Annotated in this window: 23 protein-coding genes; 15 read left to right on the top strand and 8 right to left on the bottom strand. The window is 73.7% G+C overall.

Annotation, left to right across the window (positions count from 1 at the left end; translation table 11 throughout):
* Window positions 1-16: 16 nt before the first annotated feature.
* The 3 genes from ACN27D_RS02875 to ACN27D_RS02865 all read right to left on the bottom strand — a co-directional run bounded on the left by ACN27D_RS02875 (window position 17) and on the right by ACN27D_RS02865 (window position 2,479).
* A complete protein-coding gene (locus ACN27D_RS02875) occupies window positions 17-1,384 on the bottom strand; it encodes a PH domain-containing protein (RefSeq protein WP_421501101.1) in 1,368 nt (455 codons plus the stop codon).
* Window positions 1,385-1,668: 284 nt separating this feature from the next.
* On the bottom strand, window positions 1,669-2,196 hold the full coding sequence (locus ACN27D_RS02870; protein WP_120568984.1) for a PH domain-containing protein: 528 nt from the start codon (window positions 2,194-2,196) through the stop codon (window positions 1,669-1,671).
* A gap of 73 nt (window positions 2,197-2,269) precedes the next feature.
* Window positions 2,270-2,479, bottom strand: coding sequence for a hypothetical protein (locus ACN27D_RS02865; RefSeq protein WP_120568985.1), 210 nt, complete (start codon window positions 2,477-2,479; stop codon window positions 2,270-2,272).
* Between the two features lie 254 nt (window positions 2,480-2,733).
* On the opposite strand from ACN27D_RS02865, the gene ACN27D_RS02860 reads away from it, so the two are divergent.
* From ACN27D_RS02860 to ACN27D_RS02850, 3 genes are read left to right on the top strand one after another with little or no spacing between them, the layout of a single operon-like run.
* Window positions 2,734-3,840 (top strand): AAA family ATPase, encoded by a 1,107-nt coding sequence (locus ACN27D_RS02860; protein ID WP_421498474.1) that lies wholly within the window; start codon window positions 2,734-2,736, stop codon window positions 3,838-3,840.
* Window positions 3,819-4,766, top strand: coding sequence for a DUF58 domain-containing protein (locus ACN27D_RS02855; RefSeq protein WP_421498473.1), 948 nt, complete (start codon window positions 3,819-3,821; stop codon window positions 4,764-4,766). The genes ACN27D_RS02860 and ACN27D_RS02855 overlap by 22 nt, the downstream gene beginning before the upstream one ends.
* Window positions 4,763-5,713, top strand: coding sequence for a VWA domain-containing protein (locus tag ACN27D_RS02850; RefSeq protein ID WP_013287373.1), 951 nt, complete (start codon window positions 4,763-4,765; stop codon window positions 5,711-5,713). Before ACN27D_RS02855 ends, ACN27D_RS02850 begins: the two co-directional genes overlap by 4 nt.
* A gap of 21 nt (window positions 5,714-5,734) precedes the next feature.
* Here the strand turns inward: ACN27D_RS02850 and ACN27D_RS02845 are convergent, their stop codons facing one another.
* A complete protein-coding gene (locus ACN27D_RS02845; protein WP_120568988.1) occupies window positions 5,735-5,923 on the bottom strand; it encodes a hypothetical protein in 189 nt (62 codons plus the stop codon).
* A 351-nt stretch (window positions 5,924-6,274) separates the two neighbouring features.
* Here ACN27D_RS02845 and fabG point away from each other — a divergent pair, with 351 nt between their 5' ends.
* From fabG to ACN27D_RS02825, 4 genes are read left to right on the top strand one after another with little or no spacing between them, the layout of a single operon-like run.
* Window positions 6,275-6,979 (top strand): beta-ketoacyl-ACP reductase, encoded by a 705-nt coding sequence (gene fabG / locus ACN27D_RS02840; protein WP_120568989.1) that lies wholly within the window; start codon window positions 6,275-6,277, stop codon window positions 6,977-6,979.
* 23 nt (window positions 6,980-7,002) lie between these two features.
* Entirely contained in the window at window positions 7,003-7,770 is a 768-nt protein-coding gene (gene fabI, locus ACN27D_RS02835) for an enoyl-ACP reductase FabI (RefSeq protein ID WP_120568990.1), read from the top strand.
* A 57-nt stretch (window positions 7,771-7,827) separates the two neighbouring features.
* Entirely contained in the window at window positions 7,828-8,859 is a 1,032-nt protein-coding gene (locus ACN27D_RS02830) for a ferrochelatase (protein ID WP_393377240.1), read from the top strand.
* Entirely contained in the window at window positions 8,808-9,671 is an 864-nt protein-coding gene (locus tag ACN27D_RS02825) for an HAD-IIA family hydrolase (RefSeq protein WP_192580785.1), read from the top strand. Before ACN27D_RS02830 ends, ACN27D_RS02825 begins: the two co-directional genes overlap by 52 nt.
* A gap of 63 nt (window positions 9,672-9,734) precedes the next feature.
* Here ACN27D_RS02825 and ACN27D_RS02820 read toward each other — a convergent pair whose 3' ends face one another.
* Window positions 9,735-10,529 carry a hypothetical protein gene (locus tag ACN27D_RS02820; protein WP_121685435.1) on the bottom strand — a complete coding sequence of 265 codons (795 nt, stop codon included), beginning with the start codon at window positions 10,527-10,529 and terminating at the stop codon, window positions 9,735-9,737.
* A 161-nt stretch (window positions 10,530-10,690) separates the two neighbouring features.
* On the opposite strand from ACN27D_RS02820, the gene ACN27D_RS02815 reads away from it, so the two are divergent.
* Window positions 10,691-11,503: a DUF3097 domain-containing protein gene (locus tag ACN27D_RS02815; protein WP_421498472.1), complete on the top strand. Its 813-nt coding sequence runs from the start codon at window positions 10,691-10,693 to the stop codon at window positions 11,501-11,503.
* Between the two features lie 362 nt (window positions 11,504-11,865).
* On the opposite strand, the gene ACN27D_RS02810 is transcribed toward ACN27D_RS02815, so the two are convergent.
* Window positions 11,866-13,176, bottom strand: coding sequence for a serine hydrolase domain-containing protein (locus ACN27D_RS02810; protein ID WP_421498471.1), 1,311 nt, complete (start codon window positions 13,174-13,176; stop codon window positions 11,866-11,868).
* Window positions 13,177-13,274: 98 nt separating this feature from the next.
* On the opposite strand from ACN27D_RS02810, the gene ACN27D_RS02805 reads away from it, so the two are divergent.
* From ACN27D_RS02805 to ACN27D_RS02790, 4 genes are all read left to right on the top strand, one after another.
* Window positions 13,275-13,748, top strand: a complete 474-nt coding sequence (locus ACN27D_RS02805) for an NfeD family protein (RefSeq protein ID WP_120568994.1) — start codon at window positions 13,275-13,277, stop codon at window positions 13,746-13,748.
* Window positions 13,749-13,753: 5 nt separating this feature from the next.
* On the top strand, window positions 13,754-14,860 hold the full coding sequence (locus tag ACN27D_RS02800) for an SPFH domain-containing protein (RefSeq protein ID WP_121685175.1): 1,107 nt from the start codon (window positions 13,754-13,756) through the stop codon (window positions 14,858-14,860).
* 125 nt (window positions 14,861-14,985) lie between these two features.
* Window positions 14,986-15,789 carry a hypothetical protein gene (locus ACN27D_RS02795; RefSeq protein ID WP_121685176.1) on the top strand — a complete coding sequence of 268 codons (804 nt, stop codon included), beginning with the start codon at window positions 14,986-14,988 and terminating at the stop codon, window positions 15,787-15,789.
* 90 nt (window positions 15,790-15,879) lie between these two features.
* Window positions 15,880-18,090 carry a transglycosylase domain-containing protein gene (locus ACN27D_RS02790; protein ID WP_421498470.1) on the top strand — a complete coding sequence of 737 codons (2,211 nt, stop codon included), beginning with the start codon at window positions 15,880-15,882 and terminating at the stop codon, window positions 18,088-18,090.
* Window positions 18,091-18,102: 12 nt separating this feature from the next.
* On the opposite strand, the gene ACN27D_RS02785 is transcribed toward ACN27D_RS02790, so the two are convergent.
* The gene (locus ACN27D_RS02785) at window positions 18,103-18,735 is read right to left on the bottom strand and encodes a thymidylate kinase (RefSeq protein ID WP_357897421.1); all 633 of its coding nucleotides are present in this window, start codon (window positions 18,733-18,735) and stop codon (window positions 18,103-18,105) included.
* A 115-nt stretch (window positions 18,736-18,850) separates the two neighbouring features.
* On the opposite strand from ACN27D_RS02785, the gene ACN27D_RS02780 reads away from it, so the two are divergent.
* Window positions 18,851-19,411, top strand: a complete 561-nt coding sequence (locus tag ACN27D_RS02780) for a dihydrofolate reductase family protein (RefSeq protein ID WP_357897423.1) — start codon at window positions 18,851-18,853, stop codon at window positions 19,409-19,411.
* 4 nt (window positions 19,412-19,415) lie between these two features.
* Here ACN27D_RS02780 and ACN27D_RS02775 read toward each other — a convergent pair whose 3' ends face one another.
* The gene (locus ACN27D_RS02775; RefSeq protein ID WP_252447645.1) at window positions 19,416-21,248 is read right to left on the bottom strand and encodes a thiamine pyrophosphate-requiring protein; all 1,833 of its coding nucleotides are present in this window, start codon (window positions 21,246-21,248) and stop codon (window positions 19,416-19,418) included.
* 102 nt (window positions 21,249-21,350) lie between these two features.
* Here ACN27D_RS02775 and ACN27D_RS02770 point away from each other — a divergent pair, with 102 nt between their 5' ends.
* Together ACN27D_RS02770 and argG are read left to right on the top strand one after the other, a co-directional pair.
* Window positions 21,351-22,163 (top strand): TrmH family RNA methyltransferase, encoded by an 813-nt coding sequence (locus ACN27D_RS02770; protein ID WP_368666032.1) that lies wholly within the window; start codon window positions 21,351-21,353, stop codon window positions 22,161-22,163.
* Between the two features lie 57 nt (window positions 22,164-22,220).
* Window positions 22,221-23,672 (top strand): argininosuccinate synthase, encoded by a 1,452-nt coding sequence (gene argG / locus ACN27D_RS02765; protein ID WP_120569000.1) that lies wholly within the window; start codon window positions 22,221-22,223, stop codon window positions 23,670-23,672.
* Window positions 23,673-23,771 lie beyond the last annotated feature (99 nt).

Below are 23,771 nucleotides of genomic sequence, written 5' to 3'. Positions count from 1 at the left end.
CGCCACCGCGGGCCGGTCAGCGCCCGCTGTCGGTACGGCGGGCGGCCCGCGACCGCTCGGTCAGCTCCGCGGCCAGCTCCCACGCGTCGGCCAGATCCCGGTCGACGGCCGCCGCCCCGGCCCCACCGGCGGTGTCCGCGTGCACGGTGGCCAGCCGCAGCAGCCGCTGCACCGGACCGCGGGTGACGCGCACGCTCTGGATCCGCGCGTACGGCACCAGCGTCAACTGCCGGGTCAGCAGCCCGGAGCGGGCCACGAAGACCTGCTCGTCGAGACCGGCGCCGACCACCTTGCGGCTCAGCGGGCGCAGCCACCGGGCCCGCGACGGGGGCGGCGTGGCGGGCAGCGCGTCCAGCCGCACGCCGGGCAGCACCTCCGCCACGACCATCGCGCCGGTGCCCGCGTCGCCGACCGGCAGCAGCCGGTCCGGGCGGTTGCGGTCGTCCGGCTCACCGGCCGAGTAGCCGGCCACCTCCAGCCGCAGCCGCAGCCACCCCTTCATCCGCCACAGCAGCGGCCAGGTCGCCCGTACCGTCTGCACCCGGTGCAGCGGCACTGTCTGCACCCGCGTCTCCAGCAGCCCGTTGTGCACGCGCAGCGTGCCGTCGTCCCGGTCGAGCCGGAAGCTCCAGTCGTCGAGCACCCGGCGGATCGGTTGCAGCACCACGCCGGCCATCGCGGTGAGCGTGCTGGCCACCGCGATGAACGACCACGAGCCCTCGGAGAGGAACTGGGCGCCGACGAACACCAGGCCCAGCGGCAGCAGGAACGCCTGCGGCGTGAGCAACTGGCTGATCAGCAGGTCCTGGTTGCGGACGGCGTGCAGCCGGCGTCCTTCCGGCACGGGCGGCGCGACCGGCGCGCCGGGCTCGGCCACCGGAGCCGGCGCCGGGGCGGATCGACCGGCCACCGCGAGCAGCCGCTGCCGCAACGCGGTGGCCTCGGCCACGCTGAGGTACGCCAGCGGCGCCTCGGTCTTGCCCCCGCCGACCACCTCCAGCCGCAGCTCGGCCAGGCCGGTGAGCTGGGCCAGCAGGGGTCGGACCACCTCCACCGCCTGCAACCGCTCCAGCGGGATGGCCCGGGTGCGCCGCCACAGCAGGCCCTCGTACACCCGCAGCTCGCGGCCCACCAGGTGGTAGCCGGTGTTCCACCAGCTCACCACCGACAGCACCGTGGCGCCGAGCACGAAGACGGTGACCAGCGCCGCGAACCAGCCGAACCCGACGCGGGACAGCGTCGACCAGGAGAGCCCGGCGATCACCACGACCAGGGACTTCGCGCCGTGCAGCGCGGGGCTGAGCGGGTGCAGCCGCTGCCGTGGCTCCTCGCCGCCCGCGGGCGGCCCGGCGGCCGGACCCCACGGTCCCGGGTACGGCGGCAGCGGCGCGGGCCACGGCCCGGGCGCCGCGTCGGTACCGGGCGGTGGCCCGTATCCGGGCGCGGCCGAGCCGGGCGGCCCATGGCCGGGTGGCGGTGCGTACCCGGGTGGCGGTCCGTACCCGGGCGGTGGTCCGTGTCCGGGCGGTGGTCCGTGTCCGGGTGGCGGTCCGTACCCGGGCGGTGGTCCGGGGACGGGCGGTGGTCCGTAACCCGGCGCGGGCGGGCCGGGGGTCGGATCGGGCCGGTCGTCGTGGGGCGGCGGGGCGCCGGAGTCGCTCCGTTCGCTCACAGGCCCTCCGCCCGGTCCTCGCCCAGCGCGGTGAGCCGGTCGCGCAGCCGGGACGCCTCGGCCGGACGCAGCCCGGGCACGCGGGCGTCGCTCGCGGCGGCCGCCGTATGCAATTGCACTGTGGCGAGGTCGAACGCGCGCTCCAGCGGACCCGCGCTCACATCGACGAACTGCATCCGCGAGTACGGGACGATGGACAGCCGCCGCACCAGCAGGCCGTGCCGCACGAGCAGATCGTCGTCGCGCTCGGCGTACCCCCAGGCGCGGACCGCGCGCACGATGGTGACCGACCGCCAGACGCCGATGAGCAGCGCGACGCCGACGGCGGCACCTAGCAGCCAGTGCCCGGACAGCGCCCAGGCCACGCCGAGCACCACGAGCGCCACGGCCAGCCCGATGCCGAGCCGGATCAGCTCCACCCAGATCAGGTCGCGCGAGATCGGCTGCCAGCGGACCGTGTCCGGCCAGGGCTCCAACGCGCTGCGCGAGGCGGGCGGAACGCCGGCGGGGCCGTCACCGCTCACCGGGAGGACCTGCCGTGCTCGCCGCCGGTACGGGCTCGGATCATCTGCTCGCTCACGCTTCGAGCGTAGGCGATCAGGGAAGCGGGACCACCTCGCGGAGGAAGCCGCGTGCCTCGAGGAAGTCACCGAGGGAGCCCCGGTGCTCCGGGCAGGCCAGCCAGGTCTTGCGCCGGTCCGGCGCGTGCAGGCGGGGATTGTGCCAGCGGAGCTGAAAGGCGGCGGGTGCGCGACACCCCCGCGCCGAGCAGATCAGCGTCTCGTCCGGGGTGGTGGGAGTCGTCACCGGGGCGAGTCTAGAGGCCGCACGCCGGGAGTTTTAGCGCCGGGCGGCCACGGGGGGAGCCGCCCGGCGACGGGGTGAATCGTACACACGGCGGACCCCTTGTTGTCCACCCGTGTTCAGCGTTTCCCGCGCGGCGGGACGGCGTGGCCGGACGGCGCGGCGAAAATCGTGCCTCTCCCACCCTCGGCTCTCAGCGAGGCATGACAGTCTTGATACGCACCACGCCGCGACGACGACCCTGCTGTGGAGGACCGGTGGCCCAGCCGACCACACCCGACGTGCCGAACCCGACCGAGGTGGCGCCGGACACGCCGCCCCCGGCGGGCACCACCCCGGCACAGGACGCCACGCTGCTGGAGCGGGCGCTGTTCGAGACCAAGCGGGTGATCGTCGGCCAGGACCGGATGGTCGAGCGGATGTTCGTCGCGCTGCTGGCCCGGGGCCACTGCCTGCTGGAGGGCGTCCCGGGTGTGGCCAAGACGCTCGCCGTGGAGACCCTGGCCCGGGTCGTCGGCGGTTCGTTCGCCCGGGTCCAGTTCACCCCCGACCTGGTGCCCGCCGACATCATGGGCACGCGGATCTACCGGCAGTCCAGCGAGAAGTTCGACGTCGAGCTGGGCCCGGTCTTCGTCAACTTCCTGCTCGCCGACGAGATCAACCGCGCGCCGGCCAAGGTGCAGTCGGCGCTGCTGGAGGTGATGAGCGAGCGGCAGGTGTCCATCGGCGGCGAGAGCCACCGGGTGCCCGACCCGTTCCTGGTCATGGCCACCCAGAACCCGATCGAGCAGGAGGGCGTCTACCCGCTGCCGGAGGCGCAGCGGGACCGGTTCCTCATGAAGATCGTCGTGGGCTACCCGACCGACGCCGAGGAGCGCGAGATCGTCTACCGGATGGGCGTGGCCCCGCCCGAGCCGGCCCGGGTGTTCGACACCCCGGACCTGGTCGCACTCCAGCACAAGGCCGACCAGGTGTTCGTGCACAACGCGCTCGTCGACTACGCGGTCCGGCTGGTGCTCGCCACGCGGGCGCCGGCCGAGCACGGCATGCCCGACGTGGCCCAGCTCATCCAGTACGGCGCCAGCCCGCGCGCCTCGCTCGGCCTGGTCCGGGCCACCCGCGCGCTGGCGCTGCTGCGCGGCCGGGACTACGCGCTGCCGCAGGACGTGCAGGACATCGCGCCGGACATCCTGCGCCACCGGCTGGTGCTCAGCTACGATGCGCTCGCCGACGACGTACCGGCCGACCACATCGTGCACCGGGTGATGTCGACCATCCCGCTGCCCGCCGTCGCGCCCCGCCAGCAGGCGGCACCACCGCCGCCGGCCGTGCCGCACAACGGGTGGCCCGGGCAGCGGCCGTGACCTCGCCCACCCGGCTGAGCGCCACCGGCGACCGCTCGGGGGCCGCGCTGGCGCGGCTCCAGCTCATGGTCACCCGCAAGCTGGACGGGCTGCTCCAGGGCGACTACGCCGGGCTGCTGCCCGGTCCGGGCAGTGAGGCGGGGGAGTCCCGGGAGTACCGGCCCGGCGACGACGTGCGCCGGATGGACTGGCCGGTCACCGCCCGCACCACGATGCCGCACGTGCGGCGTACGGTGGCCGACCGCGAACTGGAGACCTGGCTGGCCGTCGACATGTCGGCCAGCCTGGACTTCGGCACCGGACGGTGGCTCAAGCGGGACGTGGCGGTGGCCGCAGTCGCCGCGCTGGCCCACCTCACCGTGCGGGGCGGCAACCGGATCGGCGCGGTGGTCGGCACCGGCGGTCCCGGGACGGTGCTGCGGCTGCCCGCCCGCGGAGGCCGCAAGGAGGCGCAGGGGCTGCTGCGGGCGGTCGCCGGCGCCGAGATCCGGCCCGGCCGCAGCGACCTCGGCGCGCTCGTCGACATGCTCAACCGGCCGCCCCGGCGGCGCGGCGTGGCGGTGGTGATCTCCGACTTCCTCGCGTCGCCGCCGCAGTGGGGCCGGCCGCTGCGTAAGCTGCGGGTCCGCCACGACGTGCTGGCCGTCGAGGTGGTCGATCCGCGGGAACTGGAACTGCCCGACGTGGGGGTGCTGCCGGTGGTCGACCCGGAGAGCGGAGAGCTGCACGAGGTGCAGACCGCCGACCCGGGCCTGCGCCGCCGGTACGCCGAGGCGGCGGCCGCCCAGCGCCTGGCGATCGCCGCCGAGCTGCGCGCCGCGGGCGCGGCCCACCTGCGCCTGCGTACCGACCGAGACTGGCTGCTGGACATGGTGCGTTTCGTCGCCGCGCAGCGGCACGCCCGCACCCGAGGGACGACTCGATGATCCGTTTTCTGCAACCGTGGTGGCTGCTCGCCGTGCTGCCGGTGCTCGCCCTCGCCGCCGCGTACGTCTGGCGGCAACTGCACCGCCGGCAGTACGCGCTGCGGTTCACCAACGTCGACCTGCTGCGCACCGTCGCGCCCAAGGGACTGGGCTGGCGGCGGCACGTCGCGGCGACCGCGTTCCTGCTCTGCCTGCTGGTGCTGGCGACCGGGCTGGCCCGCCCGGCGATCGACACCCGCGAGCCGCTGGAACGGGCCACCGTGATGCTCGCCATCGACGTGTCGCTGTCCATGCAGGCCGACGACGTGTCGCCGAACCGCCTGGAGGCGGCGCAGGAGGCGGCCAAGCAGTTCGTCGGCGAACTGCCGGAGAGCTACAACCTGGGACTCGTCTCGTTCGCCAAGTCGGCGAACGTGCTGGTGCCGCCGACCAAGGACCGGGCCGCCGTCACCACCGCGATCGACGGGCTGGTGCTGGCCGAGGCGACCGCCACCGGCGAGGCGGTGTTCACCTGCCTGGAGGCGATCCGCTCGGTGCCGGCCGACGGCGCCGCCGGCATCCCGCCGGCCCGGATCGTGCTGCTGTCCGACGGCTACCGCACGTCGGGCCGCTCGGTCGAGGAGGCCGCCGCGGCGGCGCAGGCCGCGAACGTGCCGGTGTCCACCATCGCGTTCGGCACCGACTCCGGTCAGGTCGACATCGGCGGACAGCTCCAGCGGGTGCCGGTGGACCGGACCGCGCTGTCCCAGCTCGCGGAGACCACGCAGGGCTTCTTCTACGAGGCCGCGTCGGCCAGCGAGCTGAAGCAGGTCTACCAGGACATGGGCAGCTCGATCGGCTACCGGACCGAGCCGCGCGAGATCACCCAGTGGTACGCGGGGATCGCGCTGCTGCTGGCCCTGTGCGCGGGCGGGCTGAGTCTGCTCTGGACGTCCCGGCTGGTCTGAGCCGGAACCGGCCGGCGGTGGTCAGTGACCGCCGCCGGCCAGCACGAACAGGACGGCCACCCAGACGGCGGCGAGGGTGAAGCCCAGCGGGGCGACGTAACGGCTCATGAGTGTGCTCCGTGGCGACGGTCGGCCCGGTGCGGGCCGATGGGGGTCGGGGCGTACGCGCACGAAGTCGTGACCGGGTGCTCCGCCGCGCGGCAGGGCCACCCCCGGCAGGTGTGGCCGGAGAGCGGATGCGGTGCGGAGGGCGGGAAGCGGGTCAGCCGCGTCGACGGAGCCGTGGCTCAGCGGGGCTGACGGTGGGCCCGGCCACGACTGGGAGGATCGCTATCTCGCACAGCGATCACCTCCTGTCGGTCGGCGGGGCCCGGAACGCGGGCGCAGAGCGGCCCGCAGACCCGGTGATCGTACACCGGGGGTGCGGGTGTCGCGCACGCGGCCGACCGGTCCCGCGGACCCCGGCGGGAGTGGCCCTGTGACCTGCGCGGGTTAGCGCTTACCTGTCGGTAACCCCTAGGCTCCGACCGACCGAGAGATCACTGGAGCAGAGGGGGATCCGTGGCCCGAACCGTGCTGGTGACCGGCGGGAACCGGGGGATCGGCCTGGCCATCGCGCAGGCGTTCGCCAAGCAGGGCGACCGGGTGGCGGTGACGTACCGGAGCGGCGAAGCCCCCGAGGGCCTGTTCGGTGTGCGGTGTGACGTGACCGACGCCGAGTCGGTCGACGCCGCGTTCACCGCGATCGAGGCCGAACTCGGCCCGGTGGAGGTGCTGGTCGCCAACGCCGGCATCACCGACGACACGCTGATCATGCGGATGTCCGAGGAGCAGTTCGCCCGCGTCCTCGACACCAACCTGACCGGCTCGTTCCGGGTCGCCAAGCGGGCCTCGACGAAGATGCTCCGCGGCCGCTGGGGACGGATGATCTTCATTTCCTCAGTGGTCGGTCTCTCCGGCGGCGCGGGTCAGGTCAACTACGCGGCCAGCAAGGCCGGCCTGGTCGGCGTGGCCCGCTCGATCACCCGCGAACTGGGCACCCGCAACATCACCGCGAACGTGGTGGCACCCGGCTTCATCGACACCGACATGACCGCGGGCCTGCCCGAGGAGCGCAAGGCGGAGATCCGCAAGTCGATCCCGGCCGGCCGGATGGCCACCCCGGACGAGGTCGCGGGCGTCGTCACCTGGCTCGCCTCGGACGCGGCGGGATACGTCACCGGCGCCGTCATCCCGGTCGACGGCGGCCTCGGCATGGGTCACTGAGCAGAGCACGGAGGAGACACGCAATGTCCGGACTTCTCGCCGGTAAGCGGCTGCTGGTCACCGGCGTCATCACCGACGCGTCGATCGCCTTCTCGGTGGCGAAGCTCGCCCAGGAGAACGGCGCCCAGGTCGTGCTCACCGGCTACGGCCGGCTCTCCCTGGTGGAGCGGATCGCCAAGCGCCTGCCCGAGCCGGCGCCCGTGATCGAGCTGGACGTCAGCAACGAGGAACACCTGGCCGGGCTGGCCGACAAGGTACGCGAGCACGTCGACGGCCTGGACGGCGTCGTGCACTCGATCGGTTTCGCCCCGCAGAGCTGCCTCGGCGGCGGATTCCTCGACGCCCCCTGGGCGGACGTGGCGACCGCGCTCCAGGTCTCCACCTACTCGTACAAGTCCCTCGCCATGGCCGCGCTGCCGCTGATGTCCGCCGGCGGCGCGGTGGTGGGTCTCACGTTCGACGCCACCAAGGCGTGGCCGGTCTACGACTGGATGGGCGTGGCCAAGGCCGGGCTGGAGTCCGCCTCCCGCTACCTGGCGCTGCACCTGGGCAAGCAGGGCATCCGCAGCAACCTGGTCGCGGCCGGCCCGCTGCGCACCATCGCCGCCAAGTCCATCCCGGGCTTCGACCAGTTCGAGGACGCCTGGACCGAGCGGGCGCCGCTGGGCTGGAGCCTGACCGACCAGGAGCCGGCCGCCCGCGCCTGCCTGGCGCTGCTGTCGGACTGGTTCCCGGCCACCACCGGCGAGATCGTCCACGTCGACGGCGGCTACCACGCCATCGGCGCCTGACACCCGGACCCGGGGTGGCCGCCGCGCCGCCCCGGGCCGCGAGGGACAATGGTCCCCATGGCGTACGACGCGTTGGTGCTGGTCTCCTTCGGCGGCCCGGAGCGGCCCGAGGACGTTCTCCCGTTCCTGCAGAACGTGACCCGGGGGCGGGGAGTGCCGCCGGACCGGCTGGCCGAGGTCGCCGAGCACTACATGCACTTCGGCGGGGTGTCGCCGATCAACCAGCAGTGCCGTGACCTGCTCGCGGCGATCCGCGAGGACTTCGCCGCCAACGGCGTCGACCTGCCGGTCTACTGGGGCAACCGCAACTGGGATCCGATGCTCGCCGACACCGTCGCGCGGATGCGCGACGACGGGATCACCCGGGCGCTGGCGTTCGTCACCAGCGCGTACGGCGGCTACTCCTCCTGCCGGCAGTACCAGGAGGACATCGCCTCGGCCCGCGCCGCGGTCGGCCCGGACGCCCCGCTGATCGAGAAGCTCCGCCAGTTCTGGGACCACCCCGGCTTCATCGAGCCGCACGTCGACGCGGTCCGGGCCGCGCTGGCCCAGCTCGACCCGGCGAAGCGGGACAGCACCCGGCTGGTCTTCACCGCGCACTCGGTCCCGATGTCCGCGGCGGCCACCGCCGGCCCGCACGGCGGCCGCTACACCGCCCAGCTCGAGGAGGCCGCCCGGCTGGTGCACGCCGCGGCCGCGCCCGACCTGGCGTACGACCTGGTCTGGCAGAGCAGGTCCGGGCCGCCGCAGGTGCCGTGGCTGGAGCCGGACGTCAACGACCACCTGGCCACGCTGCCCGAGCAGGGCGTGACGGGCGTGGTGGTCAGCCCGATCGGCTTCGTCTCCGACCACTTGGAGGTGGTGTGGGACCTGGACACCGAGGCGCTGGAGACGGCCAAGCAGCTCGGCCTGGACTTCGTCCGCGCCGGTACGCCGGGCACCGATCCGCGGTTCGTGGCGATGGTCCGCGAGCTGGTTCTGGAGCGCACCGCCCCGGACGGCGAGCGGCTGCGCCGCCGCCTCGGCGAGCTGCCCGCCTGGGACACCTGCCCGGCGTTGTGCTGCGTGCCCCCGGCCCGCCGGCCCTGAGCCCGACCCGACGACACCCTGGGGACGACACGATGCTTGACCGCAAGCCGGTGCAGAGCTGGCTCACCGACATGGACGGCGTGCTGGTGCACGAGGGGCAGCCGGTGCCCGGCGCCCCGGAGTTCGTCAAGAAGCTGCGTGCCTCCGGCAAGCCGTTCCTGGTGCTGACGAACAACTCCATCTACACGCCGCGCGACCTCCAGGCCCGGCTGGCCCGGATGGGGCTGGACGTGCCGGAGGAGGCGATCTGGTCGTCCGCGCTGGCCACCGCCCAGTTCCTGGCCGACCAGCGGCCGGGCGGCACCGCGTACGTGATCGGTGAGGCCGGCCTGACCACGGCGCTGCACGCGGTGGGGTACGTGCTCAGCGACTTCGCCCCGGACTACGTGGTGCTGGGGGAGACGCGCACCTACAGCTTCGAGGCGATAACCAAGGCGATCCGGCTGATCAACGACGGCGCGCGATTCATCTGCACCAACCCCGACGCCACCGGCCCGTCGATGGAGGGCGCGCTGCCGGCGGCCGGCTCGGTGGCGGCGATGATCTCGAAGGCGACCGGCGTCGACCCGTACTTCGTCGGCAAGCCCAACCCGATGATGATGCGCTCGGCGCTGAACACCATCGACGCGCACTCCGAGTCGACCGCGATGATCGGCGATCGGATGGACACCGACATCCTGTGCGGCCTGGAGGCCGGGCTGGAGACGATCCTGGTGCTCACCGGCATCAGCAGCCGGACCGAGGCGGAGCGGTACCCGTACCGGCCGTCGCGGATCGTCGACTCGGTGGCCGACCTGATCGACGAGGTCTGAGCGCGAGCTCTCCCGCCGCTCCGGCCGCTGCTCGCCCGGCCGCTGTCGGTGGTGCCTGCGGCGCTAGAGCCGCAGCGGCGCGTTGCAGGCGGCCACCAGGGCCTGCCGGCACGCGGTGGTCAGCGGCCGCAACGCCGCGTCCCGCTGCTGCGCCTCGTAGGTGTTTACCGCGCCACCCGGCGCGCTCTCGCCGGCCAGCGCGAGCACCCGGTCCAGCACCGCCGCGCGGGCGAACAGGCGGCGGGCCCGCGGGTCGAAGCCGGGCGGCAGGTCGGTCGCGCCGTCCGGGCGGCGCAGCGCGGCGAGCGCCCCGGCGAGTTCGGGCCGCCACTGCGCCACGTCCAGCCGGGTCAGCGTCGCGGTGGTCTCGGCCAGCACGGCGGCCAGTTCGGCCTCCGCCTCCGCCGCACCCGGCGTGGCGAGCGACGCCTTCGGCGCGTCCGCCGGCAGCGGGTGGACCCGCCAGAGCACCGTCTCCCAGGTCATCCCCGAGCCGGAGGTGTGCGTACGGACCTCGGGCACCAGCCCCATCCCGCTCGCCACCACCGCTTCGCCCGCCACCAGCGCCGCCCCGGCGAACGCGCCCGGACCGGGCAGGCCCCGCGGGTCGCCGGGCGCGGGCAGCACCAGGCGGATGTCGTCGGGCGAGTGCTTGGCGAGGCTGGGCAGCGCCTCCCGCAGCGACACGTCGGTCCAGGTGCCGGGGGCGTCGGCGACGAGGTGCTCCTCGTCGCCGGCGACGGCGTCGGCCACCTCGTCGAACGGCACCAGGCCGGCTCGCCAGGCACGCACCCAGGCGACGAACCGGCTCGACCGGCGCGGAGCCAGTGTGGCCGCGCCCGTTGCGGGGGAGGACATGCGGAAAGGGTACGTGCTCCGCGCCGCTGCTGTCTCGGCTGCCGCTCCGGCGGCGCGACCTGGCCCCAACTACCCCCTTCGCACCGTTTCGTGCCGACGGATGGTGGCCCGGTCGGCGCGTCGCCGAGCGACACGCCGGGACGCTGGCTAGCGTCTGCGGCATGGCGGGGCGATACGACGGGGACGTGCTGGCCGGCGACTGGCGACGACGGAAGGTGACCCCCGAGGTCGACGCCGAACCCGACCTGGTGGTCGAGGACGCCGACTCCGGATTCTGCGGCGCCGTGGTCGGCTTCGACTCCGGCGCTGTGGTGCTGGAGGACCGGCACGGGCGGCGGCGCAACTTCCCGCTGCTGCCCGCCGCGTTCCTGCTCGACGGCAAGCCGGTCACGCTGCGGCGGCCCGCCCGCGCCCCGGTGCCCGCCGCACGTCGGCGTACCGCGTCCGGCTCGATCGCTGTGGACGGCGTACGGGCGCAGGTCGCCAAGGCCAGCCGGATCTGGGTCGAGGGGGTGCACGACGCCGCGCTGGTCGAGCGGATCTGGGGCGACGACCTGCGCATCGAGGGCGTGGTGGTGGAACCGCTCGACGGCATCGACGCGCTCGCCGACGAGGTGCGCGCGTTCGCGCCCGGCCCGTCCCGCCGCCTCGGCGTGCTCGTCGACCACCTCGTGCCCGGCTCGAAGGAGAGCCGCATCGTGGCCCGGGTCAACTCGCCGTACGTGCTGGTCACCGGGCACCCGTACGTCGACGTGTGGCAGGCGGTGCGCCCGGCGGCGCTCGGCATCCCGGCATGGCCCGTGGTGCCTCCGGGGCAGCCCTGGAAGGAGGGCGTCTGCGCGGCGCTCGGGGTGGCCGAGCCGGCGGACATGTGGCGGCACATCCTGTCCCGGGTGGACAGCTTCGCCGACGTGGAGACGCCGCTGATCAACGCCATGGAGCGCCTGATCGACTTCGTCACCGAGCCGGTCTGACGGGTTGCGGTCCTGGGTGGTTGCGGTCGGGGTCCGGGGGCGACCGTGCCCGGCTCCGGGCGGTCAGGCTTGATCCCTGCGCCGGTCACGGTCGCCCCCGGACCCGCCGTGCGCCAGCTCCGCCCGCCCCTCCCCGGGCTTCCTTCCGGGCTCTGTTCCGACGCCCCTCGCGCCCCTCGCCAGGTTGATCAAGGAGTTCGCGGGCGTGCTGGAGATCAACGCCGACACAAACTCCTTGATCACCGCGCTGAGCGGTGCGGGGGTGCGTCGATCATGGAGTTGTGGTCCCTGGGGATCGGGCATAGCGGGGCGAAATGAGGGCCACAAGTGCAAGATCGGCGGGAGCGGGGGTGGGGGTGGGGTCAGGGGAGCTCGTCGGGGGAGCGGGTCAGGACGAAAGTCGCTATGTCCAGGGCTACCGGGGTGCCGGAGTCGTCTCGGACGACGGTGAGGATCTCGCCGTCCTGGGAGCCGGAGCGGCCCCGCCACCGGTCCGGTCCCTCGGGAGTGAACCGGAGCAGCGGCCTGCCCACCTGACCGCCGACCAGGTCGCCGACGGCGTCGACGCGGAACTCGTACTCGCCGCCCATCCACCACCAGCGGCCGGTCAGCGCGGCCACGTCGGCGGCGGGCGGGTCGGCCGGGCGCCACGGGGCGGGCGCGGCCGGTTCGGCGTTCAGCACCAGCGTGAGTGCCTCCCGGCCGAGCGCGCCGATGTGGTGGCCGCGCAGCCCGTACGAGTTGGCGAAGTTGACCACCGCGGTGCGGGTGGGCCGGTGCACGGCCAGGCCGGCGACGTACCCGGGCATGGAGCCGCCGTGCCCGACGTACACCCGGTCGCCGACCCGGTAGAGCTCCACGCCGAGGCCGTGCCCGCCGCTCCACGAGTCCAGGTCGTTGATCACCATGGGGGCGCACATCTCGGTGAGTGTCGCGGGGGAGAGCACCGCCGGGTCCGGGTCGGCCAGGAACGCGGCCCAGCGGCCCAGGTCCTCGACCGTCGACCAGAGCTGCCCGGCCGGGGCCATCGCGCCGGTGTCGGTACGTGGCTCCTCCCGCAGCGTCTCGTGCCAGGGGTGGACGACGTAGCCGGTGGCGTACGGCTCGGTGGGGTGGTACGTGGTGCGGCGCATGCCCAGCGGCGCCAGCAGCCGCTCGGTCAGCAACTGCGCCCACGGCGTGCCGGTGATCCGTTCCAGCACGCCGCCGAGCAGCCCGTACGCCAGGTTCGAGTAGTGGTAGACGAAGTGCGGCGGGTGGGCGATCTTGTCCGGCGTCAGTCCGGCCAGCAGCGTGTCCAGGTCCGTGCCCCCGGCGCGCTCCCACCACTCGCCGTCCGGCTCGCGTTGCAGGCCGCTGACGTGGCCGAGCAGCCGGCGCACGGTGACCGAGCCGACCGGGGTGCCGGGCAGGTGCGCGTCGAGCGGGTCGTCCAGCGCGAGCCGGCCGGCGTCGCGCTGCTGCATCACCAGCACCGCGGTCATGGTCTTGGTGATCGAGCCGACCCGGTACTGCAGGTCGCCGTCCGGGCGGGGCGTCTCACCGGCGACCGCCAGGTGCGCCAGCCGGCCGTCGCGGACCACGCCGAGCGCGAGCGAGGGGCCTCGTCCTTCGGCCTGGGCCCGGGCGACCAGCAGGTCCACCTGACGCGCGGTCTCGGGCAGCAGGGACATGTCGTCCTCCTCGTCGGCCGGGGGTGCGGTACGCCGTGCCGAGCCTAGCGATCATGACAGTTCGATGACACGTGCGTTGACGTGTCAGGATTGTTCTCGTGGACGCCGTCTTCTGGATCGTTCTGGGTGTGGTATTAGCGGTCGCCGAGATCTTCACGACGACGCTCTTCCTGATCATGTTCGGGGTCGGGGCGTTCGCCGCTGCCGGCGCCGCGGCGCTCGGTGCGCCGGTGGCGCTCCAGGCGGTGATCTTCGCGGTGGTGTCGGCGCTGTCGGTGGCGGTGGTCCGTCCGGTGGTCCGGCGGCACGCCCGGCCGGCGCTGGAGACCGGGGAGCAGCCGTTCGGGGTCGAGGCGCTGGAGGGGGCCACCGCTGTGGTCCTGGAGCCGGTCGACGCCGACCGGGGCATGGTCAAGATCGATGGTGAGCTGTGGACGGCCCGCTCGTACGACGCGACGCGCACGTACGCCGAGGGTGAGCGGGTGCAGGTGATCAAGGTCCGGGGCGCTACCGCCCTGGTATGGCAGGACGACATTTCCACCCCGGGCGAGCTGCCCGAAGCGAAAAGGTGAACGGTATGGAGTTTCTTGCGATCCTGATGATCGCGGTGGCGTTGATCGGTGTGGTGACGCTGTTCAAGGCGGTACGGATCGTGCCGCAGCAGCGTCAGGACGTGGTGGAGCGGCTCGGCCGGTACAAGCGCACGCTGAACCCGGGCCTCAACCTGCTGGTGCCGTTCGTCGACGCGGTGCGTACCAAGGTCGACATGCGCGAGCAGGTGGTCAGCTTCCCGCCCCAGCCGGTGATCACCTCCGACAACCTGGTCGTCTCGATCGACACGGTTCTCTACTTCAAGGTGGTCGACTCGGTTCGCGCCACCTACGAGATCTCCAACTTCCTCCAGGCCATCGAGCAGCTCACCGTCACCACGCTGCGTAACGTGATCGGCTCGCTGGACCTGGAGCGCGCGCTGACCAGCCGCGAGGAGATCAACCGGCACCTGTCCGGCGTGCTGGACGAGACCACCGGCCGCTGGGGCATCAAGGTGACCCGGGTCGAGATCAAGGCGATCGAGCCGCCGCCGAGCATCCGCGACTCGATGGAGAAGCAGATGCGCGCCGAGCGGGACCGCCGCGCCGCGATCCTCAACGCCGAGGGGCACAAGCAGTCGCAGATCCTCACCGCCGAGGGTGAGAAGCAGGCCGCGGTGCTGCGCGCCGACGGTGACCGGCAGGCCCGGATCCTCCAGGCGGAGGGTCAGGCCAAGGCGATCCGTACCGTCTTCGACGCGATCCACACCGCCAACCCGAGCCAGAAGGTGCTGGCCTACCAGTACCTCCAGGCGCTGCCGCAGATCGCCAACGGCACTGCGAACAAGGTCTGGATCGTGCCGACCGAGCTGACCAAGGCCCTGGAGGGCATGGGTGGCGCGCTGGGCGGTCTGGCCAACATGGTCGGCGACCAGCCGTCGCCGGAGGCCGCCAAGAGCGCCGGCGAGGTCGAGCGGGAGGCCGCCGAGGCCGCCGAGGCCGCGGCCATCGCGGCCCAGGAGATCCACGACGAGGTACGCGTGGCCGAGGCGCAGGCCACCGGCGGCAACAACCCGAAGGGTCTGCCCGCGCCGGAGCCGGTGTCGCCGGCGAGCCTGGTGAACGACCCGGCGGACCAGCGCGAGCGGGGCTGACCGGCAAATCCGAGAATCCCTCATACGGCGCTCCGGCGGCTGCCACCATCGGTCTTGAGGACGGGTGGTGAGCAGGGCCGGAGCGCCGTTGCGCGTCCCGGGCCACGGCGCGAACGAGGTGACGTATGAAGGACCCGGCGAACCGGCTGTTCTCCCGTACCCCGGTCCCCGGCGCGCACGACCCCGCCGGACCGATCGGCTCCCGGCGTACCGGAGGGGGTTTCGGGGTCCTGCCGTTCGTCTCCGAACCCGGCCCCGGGGCGCCGGCCACCGACGCGACCTGGGCCTGGTCGATCCGCCGGTTCGCCCGCGCGGCGGTCTGGCTGCTCCCGGCGTACGCGGTCCTCTACGGCCTGGTGGCGATGGCCAGCGACGGCGGCGTGGGCAACGACCCGTACCCGGCCGACGGCCGGGCGCTCTACCTGGTCGGCTGGGTCGCAGCGGTGTGGCTGGGGCTGCTCGCCCTGCTCGCGCTCACCGGCCTGCTCGCCGCCACCCGCTGCCGCCGCGTCGCGCTGGCCGGGCTGCTCGCGAGCATCGGCGGGATGGTGCTGATGCTGCCGTTCGCCGGGCTGGCCGAGCAGACACCGGTGTTCGGCGTGACCGCGCGCGGCATCGTGCTGTTCGGCGCCACCCTCTACAGCGTGGGCTGGTTCCTCACCGGCTGGTCGGTCGCCCGGTCCGGGATGTTCTCCTACGGCGACGGGACCATGCTGATGATCGCCGCCCCGCTGCTCGGGCTGGGCGGCGCGCTGATCGGCTCGCTCCAGACGTTCGGTGCGATCTTCGTGCTGGTCGCCGGCATCGGCATCGGCTACCGCAGCGGCCGCCTGGTGCCCGAGACGATCGCCCGGGACGCCGCGGCGGCCAGCGTCGCCGCCGCGCCGGTGCCGCCCGCGTCACCGAAGGGCCCACTCGGGGCGGGCTGACCGTTTCTCGGCTGGGAGGTCGCCGTGAAGTAACTGACAGTTGCCTGGCGAGGTGGCCGGTAGGCGGCTTTCGTGGCAATCCTTGCGTCCATGCCGTCTCCCAGGTCGCCGCTGTCGCGGCTGTTCACCGTGCTGCTGGCCGGCCTGCTCGCCGGGCTCGTCCTCGCGGTCGCCGCGCTTCCCGGCGGACTGCTCGGCGGGTTCGCCGCCCGGGCGGCGCTCGGCGCGTACGCGGACCTGCCCGACGCGCTGCGCACCCCGGTGCAGCCGCAGCGCTCCTACCTCTACGCCAACGACGGCAAGACGCTGATCACCACGTTCTACGACGTGAACCGCACCGACGTGTCGCTGGACGAGATCGCCCCGGTGATGCGGCAGGCGATCATCGCGGCCGAGGACCGGCGGTTCTACTCGCACGGCGGCGCGGACCTGCGCGGCATCGCCCGGGCGCTGGTGGCGAACGTCAAGGGCGGCGGCACCGAGCAGGGCGGCTCCACGCTGACCATGCAGTACGTCCGCAACGTGCTCAAGACCGACCCGAACCGCACCCCGGAGGAGCGGCAGGCCGCCACCGAGCAGACAGTCGGGCGCAAGCTCCAGGAGATCCGGTACGCCAACGCGCTGGAGCAGTCGCTGTCCAAGGACGAGATCCTCAACCGCTACCTCAACATCGCGTACTTCGGCTCCGGCGCGTACGGCGTCGCCGCCGCGAGCCAGCGCTACTTCGGCAAGGCGCCGGCCGACCTGACGCTGGGCGAGGCGTCGCTGCTCGCCGGCCTGGTGCAGTCGCCCGACGCGTACAGCCCGATCGACGGCGACAAGGACCAGGCGCTGACCCGCCGGGGGTACGTGCTCGACGCGATGGCCGAGACCGGCGCGATCACCGCGCAGCAGGCCGCCGCCGCGAAGGCCGAGCCGCTGAAGCTGCGCCCGACCGCCCAGCCCAACGGCTGCACCGCCACCGCCCAGGGCCACGACGACTGGGGCTTCTTCTGCGACTACCTGCGCCGCTGGTGGGTCACCCAGCCGGCCTTCGGCAGCACCCCCGAGGAGCGCGAGCAGGCGCTGCGCCGGGGCGGCTACCGCGTCGTCACCACGCTTGACCCGAAGATCCAGGAGACCGCGCAGGAGCAGGCCACCAAGGTCTACGGGTACGGCAACAAGCGGGCGCTGCCGATCGCGGCGGTCGAGCCCGGCACCGGCCGGGTCCTCGCGATGGCGGTGAACCGGCACTACAGCCTCGACGACAACCCGGACGGGCAGGCCAACCACCCGAACACGGTCAACCCGCTGATCTCCGGCGGCGCCAGCGTCGACGGCTACCAGGCCGGCTCGACGTTCAAGATGTTCACCATGCTGGCCGCGCTGGAGGCCGGCAAGCCGCTGGCCACCGGCTTCGACGCCCCGAGCCGGCTGCCCACCCGGTACGCCTCGGACGACGAGGGCAACTGCGACGGCACGTGGTGCCCGGCGAACGCCAACCCGCAGTGGATGGACGGCTACCGGATGATGTGGGACGGCTTCGGCCGGTCCGTCAACACGTACTTCGTCTGGCTGGCCGAGCAGGTCGGCGAGGACAAGGTGGTGGAGATGGCCCAGCGTCTCGGCATCACCTTCCGCGCCGACTCCGACGCCGCGTTCGCCCGCGACAACGCCGCGAACTGGGGCGCGTTCACGCTCGGTGTGGCCGCCACCACCCCGCTGGACCTGGCGAACGCGTACGCCACGGTGGCCGCCGAGGGCACGTACTGCACGCCGCTGCCGGTGGTCTCGGTGACCGCGCCCGACGGCGACGCCGTCGACGTGGCGCAGCCGTCCTGCAAGCGGGTGCTCGAACCGGACGTGGCCCGCGCCGCCACCGACGCGGCCCGGTGCCCGGTCGGCCAGCAGTCCGCGTTCGGGCAGTGCAACGGCGGCACCGCCACCGCCGTCGACTCGATCGTCGGCCGCCCGGTGGCCGGCAAGACCGGCAGCTCGGAGCGCAACGCCACCGAGACGTTCGTCGGGTACACCCCGCAGGTCGCGGTGGCCGGCATCGCCGCCAACCCGGACGACGTCACCGACCTGGTCGGCTCCGCCGTGCAGGCGAAGGTGATCGACGCGGTGGCCCGGACCATCAGGACCGCCCTCACCGGCAAGCCGGTGGCCGGCTTCACCGCGCCGAGCCGGGCGCTGGTCGGCGACCCGCAGCGCCCGCAGCCGCCCCGCCGGACCGAGCCGGACCGCCGCGAGCAGCGCGAGGACCGCGAGGACCGCGAGCTGCCCTCCGACGTGCTCCGCTGGCTGCGCGAGCGGGGCTGAGCCGGGCCCGCCTCACGCGTCCGGTGGAGGCGGGGTGGTCGCCCGGGTCGTCAGCGCGGCGTCGAGCGCGGCGTCCAGGGCGGCGGCCACCTCCGCCGGGGCGCGGTCGCCGTCGAGCACCGTGAACGTGCCGAAGTCGGGCAGCGCCCGGTAGGCGGCGTCCAGCGCCCGCAGGTGCGCCGGTTCCTCGGTGTCGATGCCCCGCGCGGCCACCCGCAGCCGCGCCACCTCGGGGGAGGTGGCGAGGAAGCACACCACCGCCGGGCGCGGGAAGACCGCGTACGCGGCGCGCACCACGCGCCGTCCCCGGTCGCCCCGGGCCGCCATGATCACGTCCTGGCACCAGGTCCACCGGTCCAGCACCGCCACCCGTCCGGTCAGGCGGGCCACCGCGACGGTCCGGGCCATCGCCGCGGCGCGCACCGTCGCCTCCAGCGCCGGATAGAGGGTACGGCCGAACAGCGCCACCCCGTCGGCGCGGCCGAACGCCCGGGCCAGCCGGTTCCACAGCGGCCGGCCACCGGCGTTCTCGAAGTACCGCGCCGGGACGCCTCGCTCGCGCAGCCGCGCCGCGAGCGCCCTGGCCTGGGTCGTCTTGCCGGAACCGTCGACACCGATCAGTGCGATCATCACGGGGCGGGCCACGCCGGGAGGCTAGCCGGAATCGACGACGCCGGGTTGTCGGATCCGCCCGGCCGGCTCCGACCCACCGGCGAGCGCGCCCGTTCCGGGGGCGCCGTGCGACGCGGAGGAACACATCATGGGCAGTGTCGTCTACGGGGTGCACACGTCGGTCGACGGTTTCATCGAGGGGCCGAACGGCGAGTTCGACTGGCCGGAGATGGGGGAGGAGCTGTCCGCGTACTCGATCGGGTTGGCCGAGCGGGCCGCCGCCTTCGTCTACGGGCGGCGGGTGTGGGAGATGATGTCCTCCTACTGGCCGCAGGTCGAGTCGATCTCCGACCATCCGCACGACCTGGCGTTCGCGCCGATCTGGCGGCGTACCCCGAAGATCGTGGTCTCGCGGACGCTCGCCGAGGCTTCCCACGGCGCCGTGGTGGTCGGTGGCGGCGACCTGGCGAAGGAGTTCGCCGAGGTCCGCGAGCGGTTCCCCGGCGACCTGCTGGTCACCGGCGGCACCGGCGCGGCGACGGCGCTGGCCGCGCTCGGGCTCGTCGACACCTACGAGGTGATCGTGCATCCGGTGGTGCTCGGCGGCGGGCGGCAGGTGCTGCCCGACCTGGCCCGCCAGCACCTGCGGCTGGTCGAGACGCGCACGTTCGACGGGCGGTCGGTGCTGCTGCGCTACGCGCGGGCCTGACGCCTCAGCGGCCCCGGCGGCGGGGCCGGTACGTGGCGAGCGCGGCCGGCACGCCGCGCCGCACGATGCCGGCCCGGTCGCTGTCCCCGCGCAGCACCGCCGCGGCGGTCTTGCGGGCCTGCTCGGCGGTGAAGTGCGGCGGCAGCATCAGCTCTGCCGGGTCCACCACCGCGTTGACCACCACCGGCCGGTCCGCGTCGAGCACCCGCTGCCACAGGCCGTCCACCCGGGCGGGGGAGTCGACCAGCTCGCCGCCGAGGCCCAGCACCTCCGCCCACCTGTGGTACGCCACGTCCGGCAGATCCTGGCTGTCCGGGAACATCGGCGTGCCCTCACCGGACCGCTGTTCCCAGCTGACGAACGCGAGGTCCCGGTTGTTGAGCACCAGCACGACGAACCGGGGGTCGGCCCACTCCCGCCAGTACTTCGCCACCGTGATCAGCTCGTTGACGCCGTTCATCTGCATCGCCCCGTCGCCGAGCAGCGCGATCACCGGGCGGTCCGGGTGGGCGAACTTCGCCGCCAGCGCGTACGGCATCCCGCCGCCCATCGAGAGCAGCGTGCCGGAGAGGCTGGCCAGCATGCCGGGGCGGACCCGCACGTGCCGGGCGTACCAGGCGGTGGCGGTGCCGCAGTCCACGGCGAGCATGGCGTCGTCCGGTAGCGCGTCGTCGAGCGTGGCGAACAGCGACTGCGGGTTGACCGGGTCGGCGGGCTGGGCGGCGACCTCGCGTTGCGAGGCCCGCCACTTGCCGGTGGCGTCGGCGAGGGTGGCCCGCCAGGCGGTCGGGCCCGGCCCCGGGCCCAGCTCCTTGAGCAGGGCGCGCAGCGTCGGCCCGGCGTCGCCGGTCAGGTTCACCTCGGTCGGGTAGCGCAACCCCATCCGGGTGCCGTCGATGTCGATCTGCACCGCCCGGGCCTGGCCCTCCGGCGGGTAGAACTCCGAGTACGGCATCTGGCTGCCGACGATCAGCAGCCGGTCGCACTCGCGCATGAGCTGCCAGCTCGGGCGGCTGCCGAGCAGGCCGATCGCGCCCGTCACCCAGGGCTGCCGGTGGTCGACGGCGGTGAAGCCGAGCAGCGCGGTGGCGACCCCGGCGCCGAGCCGGTCGGCGATCCGGCGTACCTCGTCCTCGGCGCCCAGCGCGCCCTGCCCGACCAGCATCGCCACCCGCTCACCGCCGCGCAGCACCTCGGCCGCGCGGCGCACGTCGGCCTCCGGCGGCACGGTCGGCGTGCTGCTCGGCACGGCGCTGGTGTGGTAGTAGCCGTGGGCGTGCGGCGGGTGCGGCACCGCCGGCAGGTCCTGCACGTCGGAGGGCAGGACCAGGGCGGTCACGGTACGCCGGGCCAGTGCCGTGCGGCAGGCGCGGTCCACCAGGTGCCGGGCCTGCGACGGGTCGTCGAGCTGGGCCAGGAAGGCCGAGGCCACGTCCTTGTAGAGCGAGAGCAGGTCCACCTCCTGGTAGTAGCCGCCGCCCTCGGCGGGCAGCGCGGTGTGCCCGAGCAGCGCCACCACCGGCTGGTGGTCGAGCTTGGCGTCGTAGAGGCCGTTGAGGGCGTGGATCGCGCCCGGACCGCTGGTCACCACCACGCAGCCGAGCGGTCCGCCGCCGTACTTGACGTGCGCGCCGGCCGCGAAACCGGCGGTCTCCTCGTGCCGGACCTGGATGAACCGGGCGCGGCCCTCGGCGCGTTGCAGCGCCGAGGTCATGCCGTTGATCCCGTCGCCCGGGTAGCCGTAGTAGCGGTGCACGCCCCACTCGGCGAGCCGGGCCACCAGGTAGTCGGCGACTGTGGCGTCGCGGGGGAGGTTGCCGTCGTGATCCGCGCCCATCCTGGTCCCTCCGTCACCGTCGGCCTTCCGGCTCCGTTCCCCGCCCGGGACGACGGAAACCCGGCCCGCGCCGGAGCGGCCGGGCGGGCCGGGCAGAATCGCCTGGTGCCCGTCCACGAGATCACCGACCCCGACGACGACCGGATCGCCGACTACCGCGCGCTCACCGACGTGGAGCTGCGTACCCGCTGGGAACCGCCGCACGGGCTGTTCATCGCCGAGGGGGAGCTGGTGCTGCGGCGGGCGCTGCGGGCCGGCTACCCGGCCCGGTCGTACCTGGTCGACGCCAAGCGGGTCGACCAGCTCGCCGACCTGGACACCGGTGACGCGCCGGTGTACGCCGCCACGCCGGACGTGCTCCAGCGCGCCACCGGCTTCCACGTGCACCGCGGCGTGCTCGCGTCGTTCCACCGCAAGCCGCTGCGCCCGGCCGACGAGGTGCTGGCCGCCGCCCGGCGGGTGGTGATCCTGGAGGACGTCAACAACCACACGAACCTGGGTGCGATCTTCCGGGGCGCCGCCGCGCTCGGCGTCGACGCGGTGCTGCTGTCTCCCACCTGCGCGGACCCGCTCTACCGGCGCAGCGTACGGGTCAGCATGGGCGAGGTGTTCGCGGTGCCGTACGCCAGGCTCGACCGCTGGCCCGACGGGCTGGACCAGGTCCGCGCCGCCGGGTTCACGGTGCTCGCGATGACACCAGCGCCGGATGCCGTACCGATGCAGCGGCTGACCCCGGCGCAGCGCGAGCGGGCGGCGTTGCTGCTCGGGGCCGAGGGGCCGGGCCTGACCGCGGCGGCGCAGGCGGCCAGCGACGTGCGGGTGGTGATCCCGATGCGGCGCGGCGTGGACTCGCTGAACGTGGCCGCCGCCGCGGCGGTGGCGTTCTGGGAGCTGGGGCGGGAGGACGCGCTCTGAGGACCGGCTCCCTCGACCAGCTTGCATGACCATGCGACGCCGTGCATAATCTTCCTTGTGTCCAAGGTTCTCACCTCCCTGCCCATCGGCGAACGTGTCGGCATCGCCTTCTCCGGCGGCCTCGACACCTCGGTAGCCGTCGCGTGGATGCGCGACAAGGGCGCCGTCCCCTGCGCCTACACCGCTGACATCGGCCAGTACGACGAGCCCGACATCGCCTCGGTGCCCGGCCGCGCCCACACCTACGGCGCCGAGGTCGCCCGGCTCGTCGACTGCCGCGCCGCGCTGGTCGAGGAAGGGCTGGCGGCGCTGACCTGCGGCGCCTTCCACATCCGCTCCGGCGGGCGGGCCTACTTCAACACCACGCCGCTGGGCCGGGCCGTGACCGGCACGCTGCTGGTCCGGGCGATGATCGCCGACGACGTGCAGATCTGGGGCGACGGCTCGACGTTCAAGGGCAACGACATCGAGCGGTTCTACCGGTACGGCCTGCTGGCGAACCCGCAGCTGCGGATCTACAAGCCGTGGCTGGACACCGACTTCGTCACCGAGCTGGGCGGCCGCACCGAGATGTCGGAGTGGCTGCTGGAGCGCGGCCTGCCCTACCGGGACAGCACCGAGAAGGCGTACTCCACCGACGCCAACATCTGGGGCGCCACCCACGAGGCCAAGACGCTCGAACACCTGGACACCGGCATCGAGACGGTCGAGCCGATCATGGGGGTCAAGTTCTGGGACCCGTCCGTGGAGATCCCCACCGAGGACGTCACCATCGGCTTCGACCAGGGCCGCCCGGTGACGATCAACGGCAAGGAGTTCGGCAGCGCCGTCGACCTGGTGCTGGAGGCCAACGCCATCGGCGGCCGGCACGGCCTGGGCATGTCCGACCAGATCGAGAACCGGATCATCGAGGCCAAGAGCCGGGGCATCTACGAGGCCCCCGGCATGGCGCTGCTGCACGCCGCCTACGAGCGGCTCGTCAACGCCATCCACAACGAGGACACGCTCGCCAACTACCACAACGAGGGCCGCCGCCTCGGCCGCCTCATGTACGAGGGCCGCTGGCTGGACCCGCAGGCGCTGATGCTGCGCGAGTCGCTGCAGCGCTGGGTCGGCACGGCGGTCACCGGCGAGGTGACGCTGCGGCTGCGCCGGGGCGAGGACTACTCGATCCTGGACACCACCGGTCCGGCGTTCAGCTACCACCCGGACAAGCTGTCGATGGAGCGCACCCAGGACTCGGCGTTCGGCCCGGCCGACCGGATCGGCCAGCTCACCATGCGCAACCTCGACATCGCCGACTCCCGGGCCAAGCTGGAGCAGTACGCCTCCGTCGGCATGGTCGGCGGCGGCACCCCGCAGCGGATCGTCGGCGCCGCCCAGGCGGCCTCGACCGGGCTGATCGGCGCCATGCCGCAGGGCGGCGCGGAGGCCATCGCGTCCCGGGGCGTGCCCACCGCCGAGGACGAGGCGCTCGACCGGGCCGCGATGGAGTTCGGCGTCGACTGATCGCCACGGCTCGTCCCGTCTGCCCGCCCGCCGGTCCCCGCCTTCTCGGCGGGCCGGCGGGCGGTGTGGCTTTCGGCAACGGTGGTGACGCAGGGTAGC

The sequence above is a fragment of the Micromonospora sp. WMMD1274 genome, from assembly GCF_049179035.1.
Lineage (GTDB): Bacteria > Actinomycetota > Actinomycetes > Mycobacteriales > Micromonosporaceae > Micromonospora > Micromonospora tulbaghiae.
Note: the sequence above shows the minus strand (reverse complement) of the source record. Positions and strands in the feature narration are given on the sequence as shown.